General features: G+C 66.3%; 19 protein-coding genes and 2 tRNA genes. 14 read left to right on the top strand and 7 right to left on the bottom strand.

All coding sequences use genetic code 11. The annotated features are described in order from the left end of the window. Positions 1-2 precede the first annotated feature (2 nt). Positions 3-1,088: a tRNA preQ1(34) S-adenosylmethionine ribosyltransferase-isomerase QueA gene (gene queA, locus ACWGRX_RS03150; RefSeq protein WP_452116379.1), complete on the top strand. Its 1,086-nt coding sequence runs from the start codon at positions 3-5 to the stop codon at positions 1,086-1,088. 119 nt (positions 1,089-1,207) lie between these two features. On the opposite strand, the gene ACWGRX_RS03145 is transcribed toward queA, so the two are convergent. Next, positions 1,208-1,747 (bottom strand): c-type cytochrome, encoded by a 540-nt coding sequence (locus tag ACWGRX_RS03145; protein WP_452116378.1) that lies wholly within the window; start codon positions 1,745-1,747, stop codon positions 1,208-1,210. Then, the gene (soxC, locus tag ACWGRX_RS03140) at positions 1,734-2,999 is read right to left on the bottom strand and encodes a sulfite dehydrogenase (RefSeq protein ID WP_452116377.1); all 1,266 of its coding nucleotides are present in this window, start codon (positions 2,997-2,999) and stop codon (positions 1,734-1,736) included. Before soxC ends, ACWGRX_RS03145 begins: the two co-directional genes overlap by 14 nt. A gap of 414 nt (positions 3,000-3,413) precedes the next feature. Between soxC and ACWGRX_RS03135 the strand changes: the two genes are divergently transcribed. Then, positions 3,414-4,385: an AraC family transcriptional regulator gene (locus tag ACWGRX_RS03135; protein ID WP_452116376.1), complete on the top strand. Its 972-nt coding sequence runs from the start codon at positions 3,414-3,416 to the stop codon at positions 4,383-4,385. A gap of 18 nt (positions 4,386-4,403) precedes the next feature. Here ACWGRX_RS03135 and rnd read toward each other — a convergent pair whose 3' ends face one another. Further along, on the bottom strand, positions 4,404-5,543 hold the full coding sequence (gene rnd, locus ACWGRX_RS03130; protein ID WP_291647164.1) for a ribonuclease D: 1,140 nt from the start codon (positions 5,541-5,543) through the stop codon (positions 4,404-4,406). 250 nt (positions 5,544-5,793) lie between these two features. Here rnd and aspS point away from each other — a divergent pair, with 250 nt between their 5' ends. Genes aspS through ACWGRX_RS03105 form a run of 5 tightly spaced genes read left to right on the top strand, consistent with a single transcriptional unit; the run spans position 5,794 to position 10,253 of the window. Beyond that, positions 5,794-7,572 (top strand): aspartate--tRNA ligase, encoded by a 1,779-nt coding sequence (gene aspS / locus ACWGRX_RS03125; protein ID WP_291637441.1) that lies wholly within the window; start codon positions 5,794-5,796, stop codon positions 7,570-7,572. 4 nt (positions 7,573-7,576) lie between these two features. Continuing rightward, on the top strand, positions 7,577-7,948 hold the full coding sequence (locus ACWGRX_RS03120) for a hypothetical protein (RefSeq protein WP_452116375.1): 372 nt from the start codon (positions 7,577-7,579) through the stop codon (positions 7,946-7,948). 5 nt (positions 7,949-7,953) lie between these two features. Continuing rightward, positions 7,954-8,259 carry a hypothetical protein gene (locus ACWGRX_RS03115; protein ID WP_291647165.1) on the top strand — a complete coding sequence of 102 codons (306 nt, stop codon included), beginning with the start codon at positions 7,954-7,956 and terminating at the stop codon, positions 8,257-8,259. Positions 8,260-8,301: 42 nt separating this feature from the next. Then, positions 8,302-9,192, top strand: coding sequence for a glycosyltransferase family 2 protein (locus ACWGRX_RS03110; RefSeq protein WP_452116374.1), 891 nt, complete (start codon positions 8,302-8,304; stop codon positions 9,190-9,192). Positions 9,193-9,194: 2 nt separating this feature from the next. After that, on the top strand, positions 9,195-10,253 hold the full coding sequence (locus ACWGRX_RS03105) for an acyltransferase family protein (protein WP_452116373.1): 1,059 nt from the start codon (positions 9,195-9,197) through the stop codon (positions 10,251-10,253). Here ACWGRX_RS03105 and ACWGRX_RS03100 read toward each other — a convergent pair. Together ACWGRX_RS03100 and ACWGRX_RS03095 are read right to left on the bottom strand one after the other, a co-directional pair. Then, positions 10,225-10,953, bottom strand: coding sequence for a CatB-related O-acetyltransferase (locus ACWGRX_RS03100; protein WP_452116372.1), 729 nt, complete (start codon positions 10,951-10,953; stop codon positions 10,225-10,227). The two genes, ACWGRX_RS03105 and ACWGRX_RS03100, sit on opposite strands and share 29 nt — an antisense overlap. Next, positions 10,943-12,793: a hypothetical protein gene (locus tag ACWGRX_RS03095; RefSeq protein WP_452116371.1), complete on the bottom strand. Its 1,851-nt coding sequence runs from the start codon at positions 12,791-12,793 to the stop codon at positions 10,943-10,945. The genes ACWGRX_RS03100 and ACWGRX_RS03095 overlap by 11 nt, the downstream gene beginning before the upstream one ends. Before the next feature lie 285 nt (positions 12,794-13,078). Here ACWGRX_RS03095 and ACWGRX_RS03090 point away from each other — a divergent pair, with 285 nt between their 5' ends. Beyond that, positions 13,079-13,567: a DUF192 domain-containing protein gene (locus ACWGRX_RS03090; RefSeq protein ID WP_291637443.1), complete on the top strand. Its 489-nt coding sequence runs from the start codon at positions 13,079-13,081 to the stop codon at positions 13,565-13,567. Between the two features lie 16 nt (positions 13,568-13,583). Here ACWGRX_RS03090 and ACWGRX_RS03085 read toward each other — a convergent pair whose 3' ends face one another. Beyond that, complete coding sequence (locus tag ACWGRX_RS03085) at positions 13,584-14,360, bottom strand: IclR family transcriptional regulator (RefSeq protein WP_452116370.1); 777 nt, start codon at positions 14,358-14,360, stop codon at positions 13,584-13,586. Between the two features lie 247 nt (positions 14,361-14,607). Between ACWGRX_RS03085 and ACWGRX_RS03080 the strand changes: the two genes are divergently transcribed. The 6 genes from ACWGRX_RS03080 to ACWGRX_RS03055 all read left to right on the top strand — a co-directional run bounded on the left by ACWGRX_RS03080 (position 14,608) and on the right by ACWGRX_RS03055 (position 18,849). Beyond that, the gene (locus ACWGRX_RS03080; RefSeq protein WP_452116369.1) at positions 14,608-15,402 is read left to right on the top strand and encodes a transporter substrate-binding domain-containing protein; all 795 of its coding nucleotides are present in this window, start codon (positions 14,608-14,610) and stop codon (positions 15,400-15,402) included. A 37-nt stretch (positions 15,403-15,439) separates the two neighbouring features. After that, positions 15,440-16,594: a M24 family metallopeptidase gene (locus ACWGRX_RS03075; RefSeq protein ID WP_452116368.1), complete on the top strand. Its 1,155-nt coding sequence runs from the start codon at positions 15,440-15,442 to the stop codon at positions 16,592-16,594. 565 nt (positions 16,595-17,159) lie between these two features. Continuing rightward, positions 17,160-17,236: transfer RNA gene (locus ACWGRX_RS03070), tRNA-Pro, on the top strand. 45 nt (positions 17,237-17,281) lie between these two features. Then, the gene (locus ACWGRX_RS03065) at positions 17,282-17,587 is read left to right on the top strand and encodes an ETC complex I subunit (protein WP_291637366.1); all 306 of its coding nucleotides are present in this window, start codon (positions 17,282-17,284) and stop codon (positions 17,585-17,587) included. A 44-nt stretch (positions 17,588-17,631) separates the two neighbouring features. Beyond that, positions 17,632-17,708: transfer RNA gene (locus ACWGRX_RS03060), tRNA-Arg, on the top strand. A gap of 880 nt (positions 17,709-18,588) precedes the next feature. Continuing rightward, on the top strand, positions 18,589-18,849 hold the full coding sequence (locus ACWGRX_RS03055) for a helix-turn-helix domain-containing protein (protein WP_452116367.1): 261 nt from the start codon (positions 18,589-18,591) through the stop codon (positions 18,847-18,849). 248 nt (positions 18,850-19,097) lie between these two features. Here the strand turns inward: ACWGRX_RS03055 and ACWGRX_RS03050 are convergent, their stop codons facing one another. Beyond that, a complete protein-coding gene (locus tag ACWGRX_RS03050; protein WP_452116366.1) occupies positions 19,098-20,117 on the bottom strand; it encodes a helix-turn-helix domain-containing protein in 1,020 nt (339 codons plus the stop codon). Positions 20,118-20,304 lie beyond the last annotated feature (187 nt).

Genomic DNA, 20,304 nt, shown 5'->3' with positions numbered 1-20,304 from the left:
TCGTGGACGTCGGTCTCTTCGACTTCGACCTGCCGGAGGAGCGGATCGCGCTGCGACCCGCCAATCCGCGCGATTCGGCCCGTCTGCTCGTCATCCGCCCCGAGGCTGGCGGCGTCTTCGAGGATCGCGGCGTGCGCGACCTCGTCGACCTGCTGCGGCCGGGCGATGCGCTCGTCCTCAACGACACGCGCGTCATCCCCTCGCGCCTCTATGGCCGCCGCTATCGCGGCGAGGTCTCGGCGCGGGTGGAAATCATGCTGCACAAGCGGGTCGACAGCGAGCGCTGGCTCGCCTTCGCCCGCCCCGCCAAGAAGATCGCGATCGGCGAAACCATCCTCTTCGGCGACGACAGCGCCAGCAATATTTGCGAGCTCGGCCGGCTCCAGGCCGAAATCACCGGCAAGGGCGAGGGCGGCGAGGTCGAGTTGCGCTTCGCTTTCTCGGGAGCGGCGCTCGACGAGGCGATCGTCAGGCTCGGCGAACTGCCGCTACCGCCCTATATCGCCGGCAAGCGCCCGACCGATTTCGCCGACACCCGCGACTACCAGACGACCTATGCCCGAGAGGAAGGCGCGGTCGCAGCGCCGACGGCTGGGCTGCACTTCACCCCGGAACTGTTCGAGGCGCTGGAAAAGCGCGGCGTCTCGCGCCACTTCGTCACGCTCCATGTCGGTGCCGGCACCTTCCTGCCGGTCAAGGCCGAGGACACGGACGAGCACCGCATGCATGCCGAATGGGGCACGGTCGACGCTGCGACGGCGGCGGCCCTGAATGCCACGCATGCCGCGGGCGGGCGTATCGTCGCGGTCGGCACGACCTCGCTGCGCCTGCTCGAAAGCGCGACCGGCGAGGACGGGATCATAAGGCCCTTCTCCGGCGATACCGCGATCTTCATCACGCCGGGCTACCGCTTCCGCGCCGTCGACCTGCTGGTTACCAACTTCCACCTGCCGCGCTCGACGCTGTTCATGCTCGTCTCCGCCTTCTGCGGACTCGAGGTGATGAAACGCGCCTATGCTCATGCGATCGCGGAAGAATATCGCTTCTACTCCTATGGCGATTCCTCGCTGCTGGAGCGGGCCGGCTGAGGCTTTGGCCCAGAAGCGACGCGGTCCGACCGGCCGGATGCGCCGCGATCTTCACGCCATCGCCAAGGCTGTTGTCGGCCACCCGGAACCCGCAAGCTCGGGTCCCGGGCGGCCATCGCTTATTTCGAGTTGGTGATCGTCCGGAATTCCGGCTCGGGGATGAAGCCGTCGCGGTTGGGCATCATCACCTTGGGCAGGCTGTCCTTGTCGAGCTTGCCGGTCTCCGGAAGCAGTCCGTTCAGGCTGAGGATATAGGCCGTGACGGCGTAGGTCTCGTCGACGCCGAGGGTGCCGGGGGCCTGGTAGGGCATGGCCCGGCGGACATAGTCGAACAGCGTGGTGGAGTAGGGCCAGAAGCTGCCGACGGTCTTGATCGGCCGGGCCGATGTCAGCGTGCCCTGGCCACCGACCAGACGGTCCTTGATGCCGCCCTGGCCGTTGACGCCATGGCAGGCGACGCAGTTCTCCTCGTAGATCGTCCTGCCATCGAGGACAGTGCCGCTGCCGGCCGGCAGACCCTTGCCGTCGGGCCTGACATCGATGTCCCAGAGCTTGATCTCTTCCGGAGTGGCCGGGCGCCCGAAATCATAGGCGAACGCGGTTGCCGTGACGCAGCCGGCGAAGATCGAGCCGGCGAGCAGGGCCTTAAGCGAGGACATTGCGCACCATCCCTTTCTCGTCGATGCTCCAGCTCTGCTGGGCGTTGTAGTGAAACAGCGCGTTCGTCCCCATTCGCTCGATCACCGCCTTGCGATCGGGCTGGACATTGCCTTTGTCGTCGGTCGACCGGCTGACGATCTTGGTGGGCTTGCCATCCCACACCCAATCCATTTGGAAGCGGGCCTGTGCCTTTGGCAGCGCGGGATGGTTGAGCTGCGCGGCCTTCCAAGACTGGCCGCCATCCGTGCTGATCTCGACGCCGCTTATCGCGCCATAGCCGCTCCAGGCCAGGCCGGTGATGCGGTTGTAGCCCGGCTTGATCTGCATCATCCCGGAAGGCGCGGTGATGACCGAATTGACCTCCTGCACCAGCTGAAACTGGCGGGCCTTGCCATTGGCCAGAAGCTGAGTGTAGCGGGCGGTTTCCCAGCGGGTCATGAAGGGCTGGTCGCCGAATTTCAGGCGTCTCAGCCATTTGATGCTGAGATTGCCTTCCCAGCCCGGGATCAGGAGCCGCAGCGGAAAACCATGAGCCGGCCGCAGCGGTTCGCCGTTCTGGCCATAGGCGATGATCGCCTCGGCCATGACCTCGTCGGTCAGCGGAATACTGCGAGCAACGCCGGCGGCGTCACCGCCTTCGGCCAGCATCCAGGTCGAGCCGCGCTCCTTGCCGATCAGGTCGATCAGGAAGGACAGTGGTACACCGGTCCATTCATGGGTGCTGATCAGGCCGTGCGTGTTCTGCACGGTCAGGTTCTGGTCCGCCGACTTCCAGTTCTCCCAGCCATTGCCGGTGCATTCGAGGAAGGCGATCCGCGACACCGACGGCATTGCCCTGATGTCGTCCATGGTCAGGACCAGCGACTTCTTCGCCATGCCGTGGATGAGCAACCGGTGCCTGGCCGGGTCGAGGCTGGGTATGCCGGCATGGCTGCGCTCATAATGCAGATCCGACGGGGTGACGGAGCCCATCAGCTTGTGCAGCGGCGTCTTCGAGTTGATCGCATCCGTCGGATCGACGTTCCGCATTCCGGGACCGGCCTCCGGAATGCGGCTGATCGCGACATATTGCGAGCGCGCGCTGCTGCCCGAGAGCGGCTCTCCGACCTCGCGTGCCGGAACGTCGGCAAGCGTGTCGGCATAGGCTCGTCCTGCTGCCGCAGCTCCCGCGACGCCGGCCGTGGCGGTCAGGAAGCGCCGTCGGGAAACCGGCTCCCTTTGCCGAGGCGCGCTCGAGATATCCTGTGTCACAGCCATGTCCTCCCAACCCTTTTCATTTTCTGGTTTCGCCGGCGGCGTGCCATGCGGACTGGACTGGGAGCGGCGCTTGCTCCCGCGACCCGCTTTGCGGCGGGGACCAGCCTTGCGTCCGCTGCCGCCGGAAGACCGGGCATCGGCAGGCAGGAAGATCGTGAGGGGCGTGGGTACGAAAGCACCGGCAGGCTCCTTGGTCTCCCGCGATGCGCCGTGAACGGCGAACAGGGAAGGCGACGACAACAGGAAGGCTAGGGGGAGGTCTGCCCCGCTGCTCGACCGGTTGGGTCATTCGCGTGACCGGGCGGATCAAAATCGCCGGCGCCGCGTGCTTTCCCGCGAAGCTTGCAGCAGGATCAGTCGACGGGCCGGCGCCGGCGTTGCGATCGCCGACGAGAGGCGCAGGGTCCTGTGGGAGGAGATGGCTTGCCCAACCGTGCTGCGTTCGACGAGCTCTCCGCTCTTGCGCCGCTCCTGCGCGTGCGCCCCGAGCTTGAGCGGCTATGCCAGTTCGGTGCCCAATGGGCCTCGCCGCATGATCAGTCGCCGGCCGGTTGGGTTCCGTTTCATCTCGTGGCCAGAGGAAGTTGCATCCTTGACATGGCCGGCCGGGCGCCGGTTTCGCTCCATGCCGGCGATGTCGTGCTCCTGCCGCGCGGCGATCCGCATCTGATGCGGGGAGCCACGACCCCGGCGGATGGGCGTTCGCAGCCGCCGGTGGTGATCCGTCCGAACGGGGCGATCGAACTGGCTTCGAATGCGGACGCTCCCGATACCGAACTGATCTGCGGCCGGCTGTCCTTTGAACCCCGTGCGGAAAGCCTCGCGCTGGCGGTGCTGCCATCCTTCATCTTGCTGCGCGCCGATGAGGGCCCGTCGGCGCGTCGCGTTGCCGGGCTCCTGCACACGATCCGGGACGAACTCGTTCAGGCCGCGCCGGGCGCGCGCGCCATCGGTGCCGGTCTCGCCTCCGCCCTGATGATCATGGTCCTGCGCATCCACTTCGCGCGCGACGAGGCGCGAAGCGGCATTCTGGGCCTGCTCGCCCAGCGCCAAACCGCCGGTGCCGTGCTCGCCATGATCCGCGAGCCGACGCGGCCATGGAGCCTCGATGATCTCGCCCGCGCCGCCAACACCTCGCGCGCCACGCTGGTCAGGGGCTTCAGGTCGCTGGCGGGCCAGGCGCCGCTGGCCTTTCTGGCGGATCTCAGGCTCGACCTTGCCAGGCACAGGCTGGCGACTTCGGATCAGGGGCTGACCGAAATCGCCCTCGATGTGGGCTACCAGTCGCAGAGCGCGCTGACCCGCGCCTTCAGGCGGCGCTTTTCGCTGACCCCGACCGCGTTTCGCAGAGACCGGGAGGCTGCGCAGCCCGCCGGCTGACGGGAGCGTCGGCTGTTCTCAGCCGACCGTGACGCGCCCGCGCACGACCCGCAGGGCGAGCGTGCCGTTCTTCAGTGCCAGTGCCTTCTCGCCGAAGACCTCGCGGCGCCAGCCCTGCAGGGCCGGGACCGCCGCCTGGTCGTCGAAGGCGATCGCTTCGAGATCGTCGCTTGAGGCGAGGATCTTCGGTGCGACGCGTTCGGCGTCGGCCGTCGCCTTGAGCAGGACCTTGAGCAGGTCGAGCACGGCGCCGTTACCTGACCGGCCGCGTTCGCGTTCGAGCTTCGGCAGCGTCTGCGGATCGAGAGCCTGGGCCCGTTCGATCGCGGCCAGCACCTCGCCCCCGGCGCGCGAGCGCTCGAAGCCGTTCGGTACGGAGCGGAGCTCTCCCAGCGCCTCGGCCGAGCGCGGCGAGCGCTGGACGATGTCCATCAGCGTATCGTCCTTCAATACGCGCTGACGCGGCACGTCGCGATGCTGGGCCTCGCGCTCGCGCCAGGCGGCGAGCTCGATCAGCGCGGCGAGTTCCTTCGTCTTGCGGATGCGACCCTTGAGCCGCTGCCAGGCGTTCTCCGGCTTGACCTCATAGGTGCCGGGCGAGGTCAGTACCGCCATCTCCTCGGCGACCCAGCTTTCGCGGCCGCTCTCGGCGAGATCGGCGGCGAGCGCGAGATAGATGTCGCGCAGATGGGTGACGTCCGATTCCGCATAGGCGAGCTGGGCGTCGGTGAGCGGCCGGCGCGACCAGTCGGTGAAGCGCGACGACTTGTCGATCCGCGCCTTGGCGAGGTCGTTGGCGAGCTGCTCGTAGCCGACGGAATCGCCATAGCCGCAGACCATCGCGGCGACCTGCGTGTCGAAGAGCGGCGTCGGGATCAGCTTGCCGATCATCCAGACGATTTCGAGGTCCTGCCTGGCCGCATGGAAGACCTTGACCACTTTGGGGTCGCTCATCAGCGCCAGGAAAGGCTCGAGGCTGAGATCGGGCGCCAGCGGATCGACCAGCACCGCTTCGTCCGGCGAGGCGAGCTGGATCAGGCAGAGCTTCGGATAATAGGTCGTCTCGCGCAGGAACTCGGTGTCGACCGTGACGAAAGGATGCTGCGCCAGGCGCGCGCACGCCTCGGCCAGCTCCGCGGTGGTGGTGATCAGGTTCATGGGCGGCTCTTAAGGCATGTTCCCCGAAAGTGGAAACGACTTTCACGCCTCGGGGGCCTGCGCGACGCCGCTTTTTGCGGCGATTGATCCCGGTTCGGGCGGCCGTTTCAACGACCGGCCGGGGCCGTCCGGGCCAGGCTCCGCATGCGCGCTTCTTGACAAGGCCGCCGGCTGCGTGTGGTTACGGGCCAGACCGTCGCGCGGCCCCGTCGGGCCCGCCCGCATGCCCGGAAAGCCTGATCCCGTGACCCTGCACCGCTATCGTTCCCATACCTGTGGCGCGCTCCGCGAGAGCGACATCGGCTCGACCGTGCGCCTCTCCGGCTGGTGCCACCGCATCCGCGACCATGGTGGCGTGCTCTTCATCGACCTGCGCGACCATTATGGCATGACCCAGGTCGTGATCGATCCGGATTCGCCCGCCTTCCGCGAGGCCGAGGATCTGCGCGCCGAATGGGTCGTGCGCTTCGACGGCAAGGTCAAGGCGCGCCTCGCCGGCACCGAGAACCCGAATCTGGCGACCGGCTCGGTCGAGGTCTTCGCGACCGGCATCGAAGTGCTCGGCCCCTCCGCCGAGTTGCCGCTGCCGGTCTTCGGCGACCTCGAATATCCCGAGGATACCCGGCTCAAATACCGCTTCCTCGATCTGCGCCGCGAGAAGCTGCACAACAACATCATCCTGCGCGGCAAGGTGATCGACTATCTGCGCACGCAGATGAAGCACTCCGGCTTCTCCGAGTTCCAGACGCCGATCCTGACGGCGTCCTCGCCGGAGGGCGCGCGCGACTTCCTGGTACCGAGCCGGCTGCATCCCGGCCATTTCTACGCGCTGCCGCAGGCGCCGCAGCAGTACAAGCAGCTCCTGATGATGGCGGGCTTCGATCGCTACTTCCAGATCGCGCCCTGCTTCCGTGACGAGGACCCGCGCGCCGACCGCCTGCCGGGCGAGTTCTACCAGCTCGACGTCGAGATGAGCTTCGTCGAGCAGGAGGATGTGTTCCGCACCATGGAGCCGGTGATCGCCGGCGTCTTCGAGGAGTTCGGCGGCGGCAAGACGGTCACCAAGAACTGGCCGCGCATCCCCTATGCCGAGGCGATCGCCAAATACGGCTCCGACAAGCCCGATCTGCGCAACCCGCTGGTCATGCAGGACGTCTCCGAGCATTTCCGCGGCTCGGGCTTCAAGGTCTTCGCGCGCATCCTCGAGGATGAGAAGAACCGCGTCTGGGCGATTCCCGCCCCGGGCGGCGGCTCGCGCGCCTTCTGCGACCGGATGAACTCCTGGGCCCAGGGCGAGGGCCAGCCCGGCCTCGGCTATCTGATGATCAAGGAGGATGGCGAAGGGCAGGGGCCTATCGCCAACAATATCGGCCCTGAGCGCGTCGCGGCGATCATCGCCCAGATGGGGCTGAAGGGCGGCGATGCCTGCTTCTTCACCGCCGGCAACCCCGACAAGTTCTACAAGTTCGCCGGCTCGGCCCGCAACAAGGTCGGCTCCGAGCTCGGGCTGATCGACGAGAACGCCTTCGCTTTCGCCTGGATCGTCGACTTCCCGATGTACGAGTACAACGAGGACGAGAAGAAGGTCGATTTCTCGCACAACCCCTTCTCGATGCCGCAAGGCGGGTTGAAGGCGCTGAGCGAGGAGGATCCGCTTTCGATCAAGGCCTTCCAGTACGACATCGCCTGCAATGGGTTCGAGCTCGCCTCCGGCGGCATCCGCAACCACAGGCCGGAAGCGATGGTGAAGGCCTTTGAGATCGCCGGCTATGGCGAGGAGACGGTGATCGAGCGCTTCGGCGGCATGTACCGTGCCTTCCAGTACGGCGCGCCGCCGCATGGCGGCATGGCGGCCGGTGTCGACCGGATCATCATGCTGCTCGCCGGCGCGACCAATCTGCGCGAGGTCGCCCTGTTCCCGATGAACCAGCAGGCCGTCGACCTCTTGATGGGCGCGCCCTCCAACGTGACGCCGAAGCAGCTCCGCGAGTTGCATCTGCGCCTCAACCTGCCCGAGAAGAACGGCTGACCCGATGACTCCGCTGGCTGCCCGGCGCCCCCTGGCGCCGGCTCTTCTGCTGCTGCCCGTTCTCTCGGCCTGCGTCTCGACGCCGTCCAATCCGAGCGCTGCGCGCGCCAGCGTGCTCGCCGGGATCGTCTCGCGCGCCAGCGCCTGCAATGCCGGCTATGCCCGCCGCGACACGCTCGACCGCTTCCTGCAGGCGGAGCGGGCCCGCGGAGCGACGCCGGAGCAGATCGCCGGTGCCCGCTCGACCTATGTCACCATCTCCGAGGCGCAGACGATCAACCAGGGCATCCGGCCTGAGCCCTGCACGGCCGAGGAGCGCGCGACGCTGCGCGGCCAGATGAACACGGTCCGCGCCAACCGCTTCGAGACGCTCTGACCACGATGCCCGCGCTCAAGCCGAGCCTCGCGGCGCTCGCCGCCTGCGGCCTCGCCGGCTGTGTCGGCGCCGGTGCCGGGCCGGTTCCGGGGACGCCGGAGTTCACCGCCTCGCGAGTTTCTCGCGCCTATGATTGCGGCGTCGGGGTCGATCGTGGCCGGATTATCGCGGGTTTCCGACAGGAGGATCGCGCGCGCTTTATCGCGGCCAATGCGAGCTATGCGGTGAAATCCTACAACGCTCCGCGCCGCTGCGAAGCCGAGGAGCGCGCGCAACTGCAGCGCGAGCTGCGTTCCGGGGCGCGTCGCTGATTTCCGCTTGCCCGCGCGTCGCTTACCGCGCACATGCGCTGCATGAATTTCTCGCCGGCCGATATCACCGCCATCGTCGTTTCCTTCGACAGCGCCGAGGTGTTGCCTGCCTGCCTCGCGGCGCTGGCCGGGGAGGGCGTGCGGGCGCTGGTCGTCGACAATGCCAGCGGCGACGATTCCGCAGCGGTGGCCGAGCGCTCGGGCGCGCCGGTCCTGCGCAATGCGCGCAATGAGGGCTATGGCCGCGCCAATAATCGCGGCGCCAGGGCGGCCGATACGCCGTTCATCCTGATCGTCAATCCGGACCTCGAAATCGGCGCGGGGGCGATCGCCGCCCTGCTCGCCGCTGCCGAGGCCTATCCGGATGCTGTCGCTTTCGCCCCGCGCCTGATCGAGCCCTCCGGCAGGGTCTTCCTGCAGCCGCGCTCGCTGCTGTCGCCCGACCATCTCAACCGCGCCCGCGACATCGTCCTGCCTCAGGGCGATGCCTGTCTGCCTTTCCTCTCCGGTGCCTGCCTTTTGCTGCGCCGCGAGGCCTTCCTGGCGCTCGGCGGTTTCGATCCCGAAATCTTCCTGTTCTACGAGGACGACGATCTCTGTCGGCGGCTGCGCGAGGCCGGCCATGCCCTGGTCCATGTCGACGGCGCCGAGGCCAGGCATGGCCGCGGTCGCTCCAGCACTCCCTCGGCGGCGCGGCGCTTCACCGCGCGCTGGCATCTCGCCTGGTCCGAGTATCACGTCGCCCGCAAATATGACCTGCCCCGGCCTGGGCTGGCGCGCATTCTGGAAAACGCCGCCAAGACAGTAGGTTACGGTCTTATTCTGAATCGACACAAGATGATGGCTCATGCCGGTTCGGTGGCGGGAGCGCTGGCAGCGCGCGCCGGTCGCAGCGCCCTGGCGCGTCAGGGTCTGGAGCGAGCGGAGCCTTGATCGTGAGTTCGCCCCTGCGCTTTGTCCCGGTGGCCGACGGTCTCGCGGCCCGTCACAATCATTTCGGCCTGCTGCGGCTGCTATTGGCGCTGTCGGTCGTGGTCTCGCATGCGCTGAGCGTCACGACCGGCCGGGTCGAGGACGAGCCGCTGGCGGCCTCGACCGGGTTCACGCTCGGCGAGCATGCCGTCAACGGCTTCTTCGCGATCTCCGGCTTCCTGGTGACGATGAGCTATGAGCAGCGTGGCTGGCGCGACTATGTCGTCGCCCGCACCTTGCGTATCGCGCCCGGCCTGATCGCCGCGACCCTGGTCGTCTCGCTCCTGCTCGGCTCGGCGCTGACGACGCTCGATCTTCGCGCCTATCTCGCCGATCCCCGGCTGTGGCGCTTCATCACGGCGACGCTGACCACCTTCAAGAGTGCCGCGCCCTTGCCCGGCGTGTTCGAGGGCAATCCGCTGCCCTTTCCGATGGGGACGGTCTGGACGCTGAAATACGAGACGCTGTGCTATCTCGGCGTGCTGGTCGCAGGCCTTGCCGGATTGCTGCTGCAGCGCCGGCTGGCGCTGGCGATCTGGTGCGTCCTGGTCGTGGCCACGATCGCGCGCGAGATCGTCGCGCCCGATGGCGCGAAGGGGGTGGAGACGGCGCTGCGCCTGCCGCTGATCTTCATGACCGGCGGCCTGATCTATCTCTGGCGCGAGCGGATTCCGCTTTCGCTCGCCGGGCTCGCCATCGCGCTGGTGCTCACCGGCCTGCTGGCCTGGACGCCGCTCTACAAGGCTGCGCTCTATCTCGTCACCGCCTGGGGCGTGCTGGTGCTGGCGCTGGCGCCGGCCTTGACCGGCTGGCGCAGTGAGCCGCCGGCCGATCTGTCCTATGGCGTCTATCTCTATGGCTGGCCGGTGCAGCAGGGCTTCGTCGCTGTGTTTCCGAGCGCCGGCGCCTTCCTGCTGTTCTGGCCTGGGCTGGCGGTGACGATCGCTGTCGCCGCCGCCTCCTGGTACCTGGTCGAGAAGCCGGCGCTCGACCTCAAGCGCCGGCTGATCGCGCGGTCCTGACGGCGCTGGCCAGCGCCTCGATACGGTCGGACATCAGCAGCGGCAGCAGCGGTGTCAACTCAGCGGCCGGCAGCTCCCACCAGCGCGTCGCCAGCAATTGCTCGATCTGCGCCTCAGGCAGGCGCAGGCGCACGATCCGCGCCGGGTTCCCGGCGACGATCGCATAGGGCGGCACGTCGCGCGTCACCACCGCGCGGGCAGCGATGACGGCGCCATGGCCGATCGTCACCCCCGACAGGATCATCGCCTGCGAGCCGAGCCAGACATCATGGCCGATCGCGACATCGCCGCGGGTCGCGTCATGCCCCGTGAAGGTGCGCGCTGCTGGCCACAGGCCCGGCAGGGCCGGGAAGGGGTAGGTCGTTGCCCAGTCGGTGCGGTGATTGCCGCCGAGCAGGATCTCGACCCCGTCGGCGATCGAGCCATAGCGGCCGATGGTCAGCTTTGCGCGGCTCTCCGGAAAGCGCACCTTCGGGCGGCCATAGGTGAAGGCGCCCACCGTGATCTGGCCGGGGCGGCGCGCGATCAGCCTGGCGAGATGCAGCCTTGTCTGATTGTCCGGGTTGATCCGCCGGCGCAGCCAGCCGCGCGGCCCGGCCGGCAGGCCGGACCACCAGGTTGCGAGCCGGCCTGGCCGCCAGCTCGCATCTTCGGCCGAGAGAGAGAGCGGCGGCACATGGCCGCCAGCTTCATTCGGCATTGGCCTTCACGTCGATCTTGTCGAAGATCTCGGTCGGATCAGCGAGCGTGATCACGTCGGCCAGGCCGAGGCCGGTCGGCGCCTTGGACGAAGCCGAGACGCTCAGCTTGCCGGGCTTGGCGACGAAGCGGGCGATGGCGCTGGCCAGCGACTTCGCTCCATCCGACGGCCCCAGTATGGCGGCGAGGCCGAGGCTGGCGATGGTGCCGTATTCGCGCCGGACGTCCTCGACCTTGCGCTTCGACTTGCGGGCCTCGTTCTCGAGCAGTTTCTCGGCAAGCCCGAGATTCTCCAGCTTGATGTCGAGATTCTTCGCCGTGGCGCCAAGCAGCGCCACCTGCGCCAGGGCAAGATCGGCGGAGAAGACTTCCTTGCCGACATTGCCGAGCGTCCCTGTAGCGTCGAGCTTCGCCATGCCGGCGCCGCCGAGCGAGAGCGCGCGGATCGCAAATTCCTTGCTGGCTTCCTGCCAGGCGAGATCGAGTTTCGCCGACAGGTCGAGATTGCGATAGCCCATCGCCAGGAGATCCTTGGCCGACGGGTTCGAGGCGCTTTCGACGACCGGGATCGTCAGTTTGTCGAGCGTCAGCGCCATATTGGTGGGAATGCCGTTGACCTGCTCGCCATGCCTGAGCTCGAAGGTACCGAGGCCGACCTCGATCGGCGGCAGCGGCGCCGCTCCACGCTTGCCCTGCTGGGGCGCGGTGATCTGGATACCGCTCAGCCGGATCGTGCCGAGCTTGGGGATGAAGCGGCGCAGATCGTCGGCGGTCGGGTCGAAATCCGGCTCGGCCAGGGCCTTGCGCAACTCCTTGATCGTGTTCTCCAGCGAGAAGCCGAAATAGCCTGCGGAGGCGATCGTGCCCTTGCCGCCGCCGCCTTCGAATTTCAGGCCTTCCACCACGAAGCCAGACTTCTCCGGCGTGTCCTCGCCAAAGGCGATGCGGCTGAAGCGCATATCCATCGCCTCGGGCTTGGTGCCGGGCTTCGGCGGCGTCTTGACCGCCAGCACGAGGTCTCGAATCTCGCCGCTGCCATAGTCGATGGAGTCGAACAGGGCGAGCATGGCCAGCAGCAGTTGCCGGTCGCGCGCTTCGGTGACCGCTGGGTCCTCCTTGCTGTTCGGGTCCTTCGCCGCCCTTTCCGATTCCTCCCCGAGCGTGACGATCCGCGTCATCAACTCGCTCATCGGCTCGGCGCCGACGCGGCCCTTGAAGTTGCGCATCGCGGCCTTGCCGCCCGACACCTTGCCGAGCTCGCCGAGATCGAGCGTGTAACCCTCCTGCTCGAGCCGGCTGATGAGGGTCTGCATCGCAGGCTCGGTGCCTGGGGCCGCCTTCTCGGCGAAGACACGGGCGATCTGGGCGAGATCGAGTCCCTCGAAGCTCGTCCGCAGGATCTCGCCGTTCATCTGGCCCGAGGCCGAGCCCTCGACCTTGATCGTTCCGGCCTTGGCCTCGCCGCGTGCGATCCTGCCTTCGCGAATCTCGGAGAAGCGGACGTCGCGATAGGTCGTGATCTGCTTCTGCGGGCCGAAACTCTGCTCCATCACCAGGCTCGGCGCGCTGATCTCGGCTGCCGTCAGGCGGCTCATCCGGGCGACGGGGCTCTCATTGCTGCCGGGGGCCGCCTGGAAAATCGCCTGGAAGGCCGCGCGGTCGAGCGACGTACCCTTCACGTCGAGCTTCGGAATCGTCAGCACGAACTTGCCGAGATCGAGCCGAAGATTGTCCAGCTGGAAATCCTCGGCCGAGGCTGGACCGGCCAGCAGCAGGAGCAGCAACCCCCCCGCCGGGAGCGGGCGGGCGCGCCCGAGGCGCTGGCTGGGCAGAATGGTCATCGATATCTCCTGGAGCATGGTGTCGAAGCCCCGCACGGCAAGGGCGGGCCCAAGCCGCCCTTGTCGGGCCGAGAGGCAAAATCGCTTCCGGCCGGGACCAACGTTCCGTTCGGCTTCGAATTGGCGCTGAAACTGCCGCAAGGCGAAGACGAAGGAAAGACACAAGAGGGGCTGCCCGGCGAAAAGCTTGACGGCGCGCCGGCCTTGCGTGCCATTGGCCGCAGATTCGCCATCGCGTCCCGGCAACGCTCTGCGGCATTGGTGGCCTTTTTGGGGAAACGGATCATGCAGGCTTCGGGACGCTGGGTGCGATTGGCCATTTGCGGAGCGCTGGCGCTCTGCTTCGCTGCTCTGCTGCCGGAGCGCTCTCAGGCGCAGCAGGCTGCCCCGGCCGCCGGGCTCGAGCCGCTGACGATCGTCAGCGCCAGCGGGCGCCATGAGTTCCAGGTCGAGGTGATGCGCACGCCCGAGCAGCGGGCCCGCGGCCTGATGCACCGCCAGTTCATGCCTGCCGATCGCGGCATGCTCTTCGATTTCAAGCGTACCGAGCCGGTCGCGATGTGGATGCAGAACACCTACATCTCGCTCGACATGCTCTTCATCCGTGCCGACGGCACGGTGGCGCGGATCGCCGAGCGTACCGAGCCGCTCTCGACCCGCACAATCCCCTCCGGCGAGCCGGTGCTGTCGGTGCTGGAGATCAATGGCGGCGTTGCCGAGAAGCTCGGCATCAAGGCCGGAGACAAGGTCGAGCACGCGCTGTTCCGTCCCTGAGCCGGTCGGCCCCGCCTCAGCCCAGCTCGGATGAGATCATGCGGCAGGTGGCCAACAGCTCGGCGAGCACCTCCTCATGCCGAGTGCGGGCGCCTCGCCGGTTGAGATAGGGAATGACGATGCTGGCGACGGCGCGGCCCTGCCGATCGAGGATCGGTGCGCTGATGTCGGTGACGCCTGGCATGTCGTGGCTTTCGGCGACCAGGAAACCGCGGGTCGCGATCTCGTCGAGCATCGCCCTAAGGAGGCCCGCATTCTCCTCGCGACCGTGCGACGGGCCGGCGTTCAGACTGCGCTGGCGCAGGTCATCGTCCTGGAAGGCCAGGATCACCCGGCCCGATGTCGCCTCCACCGCCGGCCGCCGATAGCCGAGCCGCAGTGTGAAGCTGATGTCGCCCGTCCCGGCGGCATTGGCGATCACCACCGTCTCGCCCTCGTTGAGCACGACGAGATGGGCCGATTGCGCGGTTTTGGCGCTCAGCTTTTCCATGGCCGGCGCTGCGACCTCGACGAGCTGTCGCGCCCGCGGCGTACGCATGCCGAGCTCGAACAACCGGTTGCTGAGCGTCAGCTCCTCAGTCGCCGGGTCGCGGTTGAGATAGCCGCGCTCGACCAGCACGAACAGCATGCGGAAGATTTCGCCCTTGGAGCGGCCGAGGCTCTCGGCGATGGCGCGGGTTGAAAGCGGCTTCTGGGCAGCCGCCAGCAGCTCGATGATCTCGAGCCCTTTCTCCAAAGCGGGGGCGGGATAAGGCCCCGGCCGGCTGCTTGGCTCGACGTGAAGCTGCTCCATGCACGGCTCCCACTCAGTTCATTAGCGAAGCTTGACTGCATATATGCAGCTGTTACCCTTGCGTTACGTCACTCGCAAGCTGCGCGGCGTATTTGCACCCCGGAGACCGTTGAGGGCTAGTATTTATTCGCCCGAAGAGGTGGGTGTCGGTCGAATTCGCGCGAAGCCGGGAGAGTGACGCAGGAGAGGCCTTCAAGACGAAAGCAAAGCTGCATCGCAAGAAATGATCGGAAGAGGGAGAGCGATCATGAAGGCAGGGTTCAAGGCGGCCGTGGCGATGTTGGGTTTTCTTGCGGCAGGCTTGCTGTCGAGCGTCGAGGCACGTGCCGACAAGCTGGCCGATATTCTGTCCAAGGGCGTGGTGCGCATCACCGTCTTCGCCGATGTTCCGCCCTTCGGCATGATGAACGCCAATCGCGAGCTCGAGGGCTTCGACATCGACATGGCGAATCTGGTCGCCAAGGCGCTCGGCGTTAAGCTCGAACTGCTGCCGGTGCCGGCCGCCAGCCGCATTCCCTTCCTGCTCACCGACAAATCCGACATGAACATCGCGGCGATGTCGATCACCGCCGAGCGGGCTCGCCAGGTCATGTACAGCGCCCCCTATGCCGACACTTCGCTGGCGGTCTATGGCGCCAAGGGGCTCGCCCTGAAATCGGCGGCGGATATCGGGCGCAACCGCGTCGCCGTCGCCAAGGGCACGACCGAGGATCTCGTCCTGACCGCGCTCGTGCCCGGCGCCGATATCATGCGTACCGAGGACAATGCGACGGCTGTCCAGGCCTATCTCTCCGGCCACGCCCAATTGCTGGCGGCCAACAGCGTCGTAGTCGTCGAGTTGGCGAAGAAGAATCCGGCGAAGGAGTTCGATTTCAAGTTCGCGCTGCGCCGCGCGCCTGCCCATGTCACCGTTCGGCTGGGCGAGCACACTTTGCTGCGCTGGCTCGACACGCTGATCTTCCAGAGCACGCTGAACGGCGATCTCGACGCGCTGCACCAGAAGTGGCTCGGCGGCCCGATGCAGCCCTTGCCGGCACTCTGAGCCGGGCGGGCAGGGCGGCGCAGCGGGAAGGAAGCGCATGTCGAAGCATGATTTCTCGCGCGAGGAGTTCGCGACGCGCCGGGCGGCTGTCGGCCGGGCGATGGCGGAGCGGGGGCTGGACTGGCTGATCCTGTTCCACCCGGTCTCGATCCGCTGGCTGACCGGCTCGGACGCCAAGAGCTACCAGGAATTCCAGTGCCTGCTGGTGCCGGGTTCCGGCCCTCTGACGATCATGGCGCGGGAGGGCGAACGCAACGAATTGCAGGACGAGGCGCTGGTCGACCGGATCGAGAGCTTCGGCGGCGGCGAGAACGAGGACGCGATTCCGCGCTTCGAGCGGCTTGCCGATGAGCTTGGCCTGCTGCGTGCGCGCTGCGGCATGGAAGTGCCGGCCTATTATCTGCACCCGCATCACTATGTCCGCCTGCGCGAACTGCTCGGCTCCAGCCTGGCGGCCGAGACGACCGATCTCGTCCATGATCTCAGTCTGGTGAAGTCGCCGGCCGAGATCGCCTATATCCGCCGGGCGAGCGCGATCGCCGATGAGGCAATGGCGGTGTTCGCGGCCGGGCTGCGGCCGGGGCGCAGTGAGCTGGCTGTGGCCGGCGATGTCTATTGCGCATTGCTGGCCCGCGGCAGCGGCCTTTCGGCCAGCCCGATCAATCTCGTCTCGGGCGCGCGCTCGGCCTATAGCCACGGCGCCCCGACCGAGCGGGTGCTGCAGTCCGGTGATTTCGGCAGCGTCGAATATGGCGCGACATGGCGCCGCTATACCGCGACCATTGGCCGCCAGTTCTGCGTCGGCCAGCCGACGGCGCGCATGCGTGAGCTCTACGAGACCGTGCGGCGGGCCTGCGACGCCTGTATCGCCGAGATCCGGGACGGTGCGCCGGCGACCGCGCCCCATGAGGCGGCGAAACAGCTGATCGCCGCCGCCGGGCTCGAACATGGCCGCGTGCACACCTCCGGCTACGGGCTGGCACCGGGTTTCCCGCCGAGCTGGGGCGAGCCGGTCCACATGATCGGTGGCGCCCGCCATGTCTTGCGCGCCGGCATGGTGCTCAGCGTCGAGCCGCCGGTCTTCCTCGGCGATGAAGGATTGGGAGCCCGCATCATCGACAATGTTCTGGTGACGTCGCAGGGCTGCGAGCCGTTGTCGCGCCGCTCGCGTGACCTCATCACCGTCGCATGAGCGCATTCGGATCGTCAGGAAGGCGCGTAAGCTGCTGAGGGGGCGGTCTGGCCGCAGGCGAGCGGCCGTCTTCGGGAGGTCGCGACCTCAGCCGCGGGGCAACAGTGAAGGCCCGCCGCGTGCATTATCGACGACCAGTATGAGCCTGGCGCGGGCATCTGCCTTTCGGGTCTTGCGTTGTGCCAGGAGGCGCTTGGTCCTCAGCATCTGCTGAATACGCGATAGAGATTTCCTGTTTTGCTTCATCTGGGTCCCCTCGACTGCCAGTACCGATGATGGCTGATCGAAGCCGGGCGTTCAGCCCCCAAATGGGGGATCGATGATCTCACCATGTCTGGTCAGGGGGCGGGAGCGGGCGACGCTTCCAGCTTTTCGCGCGCAGGAGAAGGTGCCGCCGCCGAGCTCCAACAAGGGTGGGGGATCGTGGTGGAGCCGCTGCGGGAGCCCGGCGGGAAGTTTCGGTTCCCATCTGTCTCCCTTGGTGCTATCTCGTTCCGCGTCGCGCCGGTTCTGGGAATGGCTGGCGCGCCCGATTTGTGAGTGATAAGATGCACTTACGAGACGGCGGGGTATAGCGCAGCCCGGTAGCGCATCTGCTTTGGGAGCAGAGGGTCCCAGGTTCGAATCCTGGTGCCCCGACCATTCTCGAAAAGGCTCGGCCGGCAGGCGGCGAAGACGAGGAAGAGCATGACGGCGCGCATCTATTGCCCCGCCCGGACGGCGATGCAGTCGGGCACGGCCAAGACTGGCCGCTGGCTCCTCGAATACGAGCCGGAGCGCCCGCGTGAGATCGAGCCGCTGATGGGCTGGACCTCGTCGAGCGACATGAAGAGCCAGCTGAAGCTCTGGTTCGACAGCGCCGATGAGGCGGTCGCCTATGCGCAGCGCAACGGCATCCCCTACCGGCTCGAGCAGCCGCATCAGCCGAAGCGGCGGCCCATGGCCTATTCGGACAATTTCAAGTTCAACCGCGTCGGGCAGTGGACGCACTGACGCCCCGCGCTTCCGGCGGGGCTGCCAGCCCTTCGCATCGCTACGGGCCCGTAGCTCAGCTGGATAGAGCAGCAGCCTTCTAAGCTGCTGGTCGCAGGTTCGAATCCTGCCGGGCTCGCCATTTTTCTTGAGATGCAAATGGGATATTTGCCCACGGGCTTGTAGGTTCCGGGCGTTGTGGACTGGCCGGTTGCGTCAGCTGCTGGCAGGGCCTCCACAGGCAGGCAAGACTCAGAATTCTCCCACCTGGCGCCATCCATCCCATCGTCTGGGAGAAGGCAGGCCGGCGGTCTTGCCCAACTGGATCTGCCCGGAAGCCTCTGAGACGAAAAAAAGCGGCGCCTAACGGCGCCGCCTGACCTTGATGTATCTGCGCAGTGCTCCGAGAGCTGCGCTCACAATTACAAGGCTGTTCGCGAGAAATGCGGCGACCTCGTATATGTTTTCCATCGCTCGCCACCTCCTCCGGGGGGGAGCTGATGACAATGTCATCGTAGACAAAGTCCCGGATTCCAGTGGGCAGCATTGCGTCAGGTACAGTTTCGACTCTGTCTGCAGATAAGGTGGTCGCTGGTCGGCGGATGTTCAAGGCGTCCGAGTCTGGGCCAGACTGATCTCGATCCTCGCCCTGTCCTGTATTGCATATTGACGATGGCGCGCCCGTTCGCCTGATGAGTCCAAATGGCCGGTCTTGCTTTTGCTCGCCGGCGGGTTCTGCCGAGCGGATCTGTCGGTAGACCCAGCGGCAGACCCGCCGACCGCGTCCAAACCGATCGCGCCTTACGGTGCAGACTTGGCGACGCCGGCGCGGCCTGCGGCAATGCCGTCCGCGATAATACTGGGTGAATTCTGCAGGCGTTTCGTCGAGCTGGCGATTGTAACGAGAGGCAGTTCAGACGCCCGTGCTGTCTCGCTCGCGACTGCGGCCCCGATCGCGGTGACAGCCTGCCGAATACCGGACTTAAACAGCTAGCCTTTTTCGGTATGTGCGCCTGTCCTGAATGGAGACGCCGATGGCGCCCGCTCAATGCCGCGCCGCCCGTGCTCTGCTCGACTGGTCGCAGGCTGAGCTTGCGCAATCGGCACATATCGGGCCCAGCACCCTCAAGAATTTCGAGGGCGGCCGGTCGGCGCCTATGCCCCACAACCTCGCTGCGATCCGCTCAGCGCTCGAAGCCGCTGGGCTCACTTTCCTCGTGGAAGGTGAGGCGATCGATGGGGGCTGGTATCCGACTCGGAATGGACGCGTAGCGATGGCGTGAAGCGCACGCGATCCGTGCGCGCCCTGGATCGACTGCGTACGCTGCTGCTCTTTCTGAGGAGGCTTGTTTCCTTGGCCGTCCGCCCGGCATCATTGTGTCGAACAGCCCCAAAGGCACGGCTCGCGCGCGGTGCTGGGCCTTTGTGCGTTGTTTGGAACTATGTCTGATCTTTCCGTTCGAAAGATTGCGAGGCCGGTCTCGCTCATGCGGGGGCGGGCTTTTTCTGTCGAGACAACAGAACGGAAGCCTCAAGGCCAGGCCGTTTGCCGAAGGATATCCGTCAGGCAGCTTGTCTCTGTGTTGGCCCGCCCAATATGGGTCGGCCGAAAGGGGGCATCCGACAGATTGGCGTGCCGGGCCTCCGACGGCGTCAAGCCGAATTCTCGTTTGAAGGCACGGCTGAAACTTGACGCGTCCGCGAAGCCGAACTCTTCCCCGATCGATAGTATCGATCGCGAATTGGCGTTGATGGTGAGTTCGTCAAAACACCGCCTCAAACGCTCGCGCTGGATATAGGCCTTCACGCCTCCTTCATTCTCGAACAATCGGTAAAGCTGCGAGCGAGACATGGCGGCCTTGCGACAGAGGAGCTCCGGAGTCAGGTCACTACGGTGCAGGTTCTGATCTATAATGCGGCGGATAATCGCCTTTTTCGTCATGGCGATGGGGGCTGCTCCGAGAATGCCATTGTCGTGTGATGGCGCGATACACGCCAGCAGCATTGCGTGAATCGCGGTTTGCAGAGCGGGTGCATGTGTTTCGGGAAACTCCGGTGCGGAGCGAGCCAGAAGCTCGACGAACTCCGCCAGAAGTACCCCCATCTGATCGGTCAGAGGCCGGCCTTCGGCGGCCTCGAAAGCAGGAGTCAAATCAGGAAAGGCATCGCGCGGCAGGTAAAGCTGCAGGCGCTCGTCTTCATCGCGGAAACTGATGATTTCACGGCCCAACGATGCGGCGAACGGCACGCCTGCCGGCACGTCAATCGAACGATTCCCTCCCGCATCGGCGAGCGTTCGTTTCCGGCCGATGGCAATGTTCCAGTGATCTATCGAGTCGCGACGAATATGCTTAGCTGTGCGGGAGGCCAGCAATCTCGGAGCCTTGACCCGGCTCAGGCTGAATTTGCCAAAATTCCAAGTCTCGCTGGTTGCCTCAAAGCCCCCGATGGACGCATCAGATTGAACATCGAATAAATCAAACCAGCCGCGCCAGGCATCAAGTTGCTGGGATTTCGGCAAATCCAATGTTGTAAAAATTTTTGCGTCCATAGGGTGCGGTTATATTTAACTTCGCGCCGGAGCAAGAACTCTGCGCCACCTTGGCCGAGCCGGTTGAGTTTTTCCGGCGGTGATCGCATGCGAAGCAATTTGAGCAGCGCTTCGACCCTCTCGGTCTCGCTCGCACGGGGCAGGGCCTTTCTCTGTGAGACTGCGCTCAGATCGAAAGCAGTCTCTG

This window comes from Allobosea sp. NPDC055594 (assembly GCF_053618995.1).
This window is presented reverse-complemented; position numbering and strand designations above follow the sequence as displayed.

Coding starts and splice junctions, on each gene's coding strand:
- ACWGRX_RS03145 (WP_452116378.1), bottom strand. CDS start 1,747: ATGTCCTCGCTTAAGGCCCTGCTCGCCGGCTCGATCTTCGCCGGCTGC.
- rnd (WP_291647164.1), bottom strand. CDS start 5,543: ATGAACCTGATCACCACCACCGCGGAGCTGGCCGAGGCGTGCGCGCGC.
- ACWGRX_RS03120 (WP_452116375.1), top strand. CDS start 7,577: ATGACTCCGCTGGCTGCCCGGCGCCCCCTGGCGCCGGCTCTTCTGCTG.
- ACWGRX_RS03115 (WP_291647165.1), top strand. CDS start 7,954: ATGCCCGCGCTCAAGCCGAGCCTCGCGGCGCTCGCCGCCTGCGGCCTC.
- ACWGRX_RS03110 (WP_452116374.1), top strand. CDS start 8,302: ATGAATTTCTCGCCGGCCGATATCACCGCCATCGTCGTTTCCTTCGAC.
- ACWGRX_RS03100 (WP_452116372.1), bottom strand. CDS start 10,953: ATGCCGAATGAAGCTGGCGGCCATGTGCCGCCGCTCTCTCTCTCGGCC.
- ACWGRX_RS03095 (WP_452116371.1), bottom strand. CDS start 12,793: ATGACCATTCTGCCCAGCCAGCGCCTCGGGCGCGCCCGCCCGCTCCCG.
- ACWGRX_RS03090 (WP_291637443.1), top strand. CDS start 13,079: ATGCAGGCTTCGGGACGCTGGGTGCGATTGGCCATTTGCGGAGCGCTG.
- ACWGRX_RS03085 (WP_452116370.1), bottom strand. CDS start 14,360: ATGGAGCAGCTTCACGTCGAGCCAAGCAGCCGGCCGGGGCCTTATCCC.
- ACWGRX_RS03080 (WP_452116369.1), top strand. CDS start 14,608: ATGAAGGCAGGGTTCAAGGCGGCCGTGGCGATGTTGGGTTTTCTTGCG.
- ACWGRX_RS03075 (WP_452116368.1), top strand. CDS start 15,440: ATGTCGAAGCATGATTTCTCGCGCGAGGAGTTCGCGACGCGCCGGGCG.
- ACWGRX_RS03065 (WP_291637366.1), top strand. CDS start 17,282: ATGACGGCGCGCATCTATTGCCCCGCCCGGACGGCGATGCAGTCGGGC.
- ACWGRX_RS03055 (WP_452116367.1), top strand. CDS start 18,589: ATGGAGACGCCGATGGCGCCCGCTCAATGCCGCGCCGCCCGTGCTCTG.
- ACWGRX_RS03050 (WP_452116366.1), bottom strand. CDS start 20,117: ATGGACGCAAAAATTTTTACAACATTGGATTTGCCGAAATCCCAGCAA.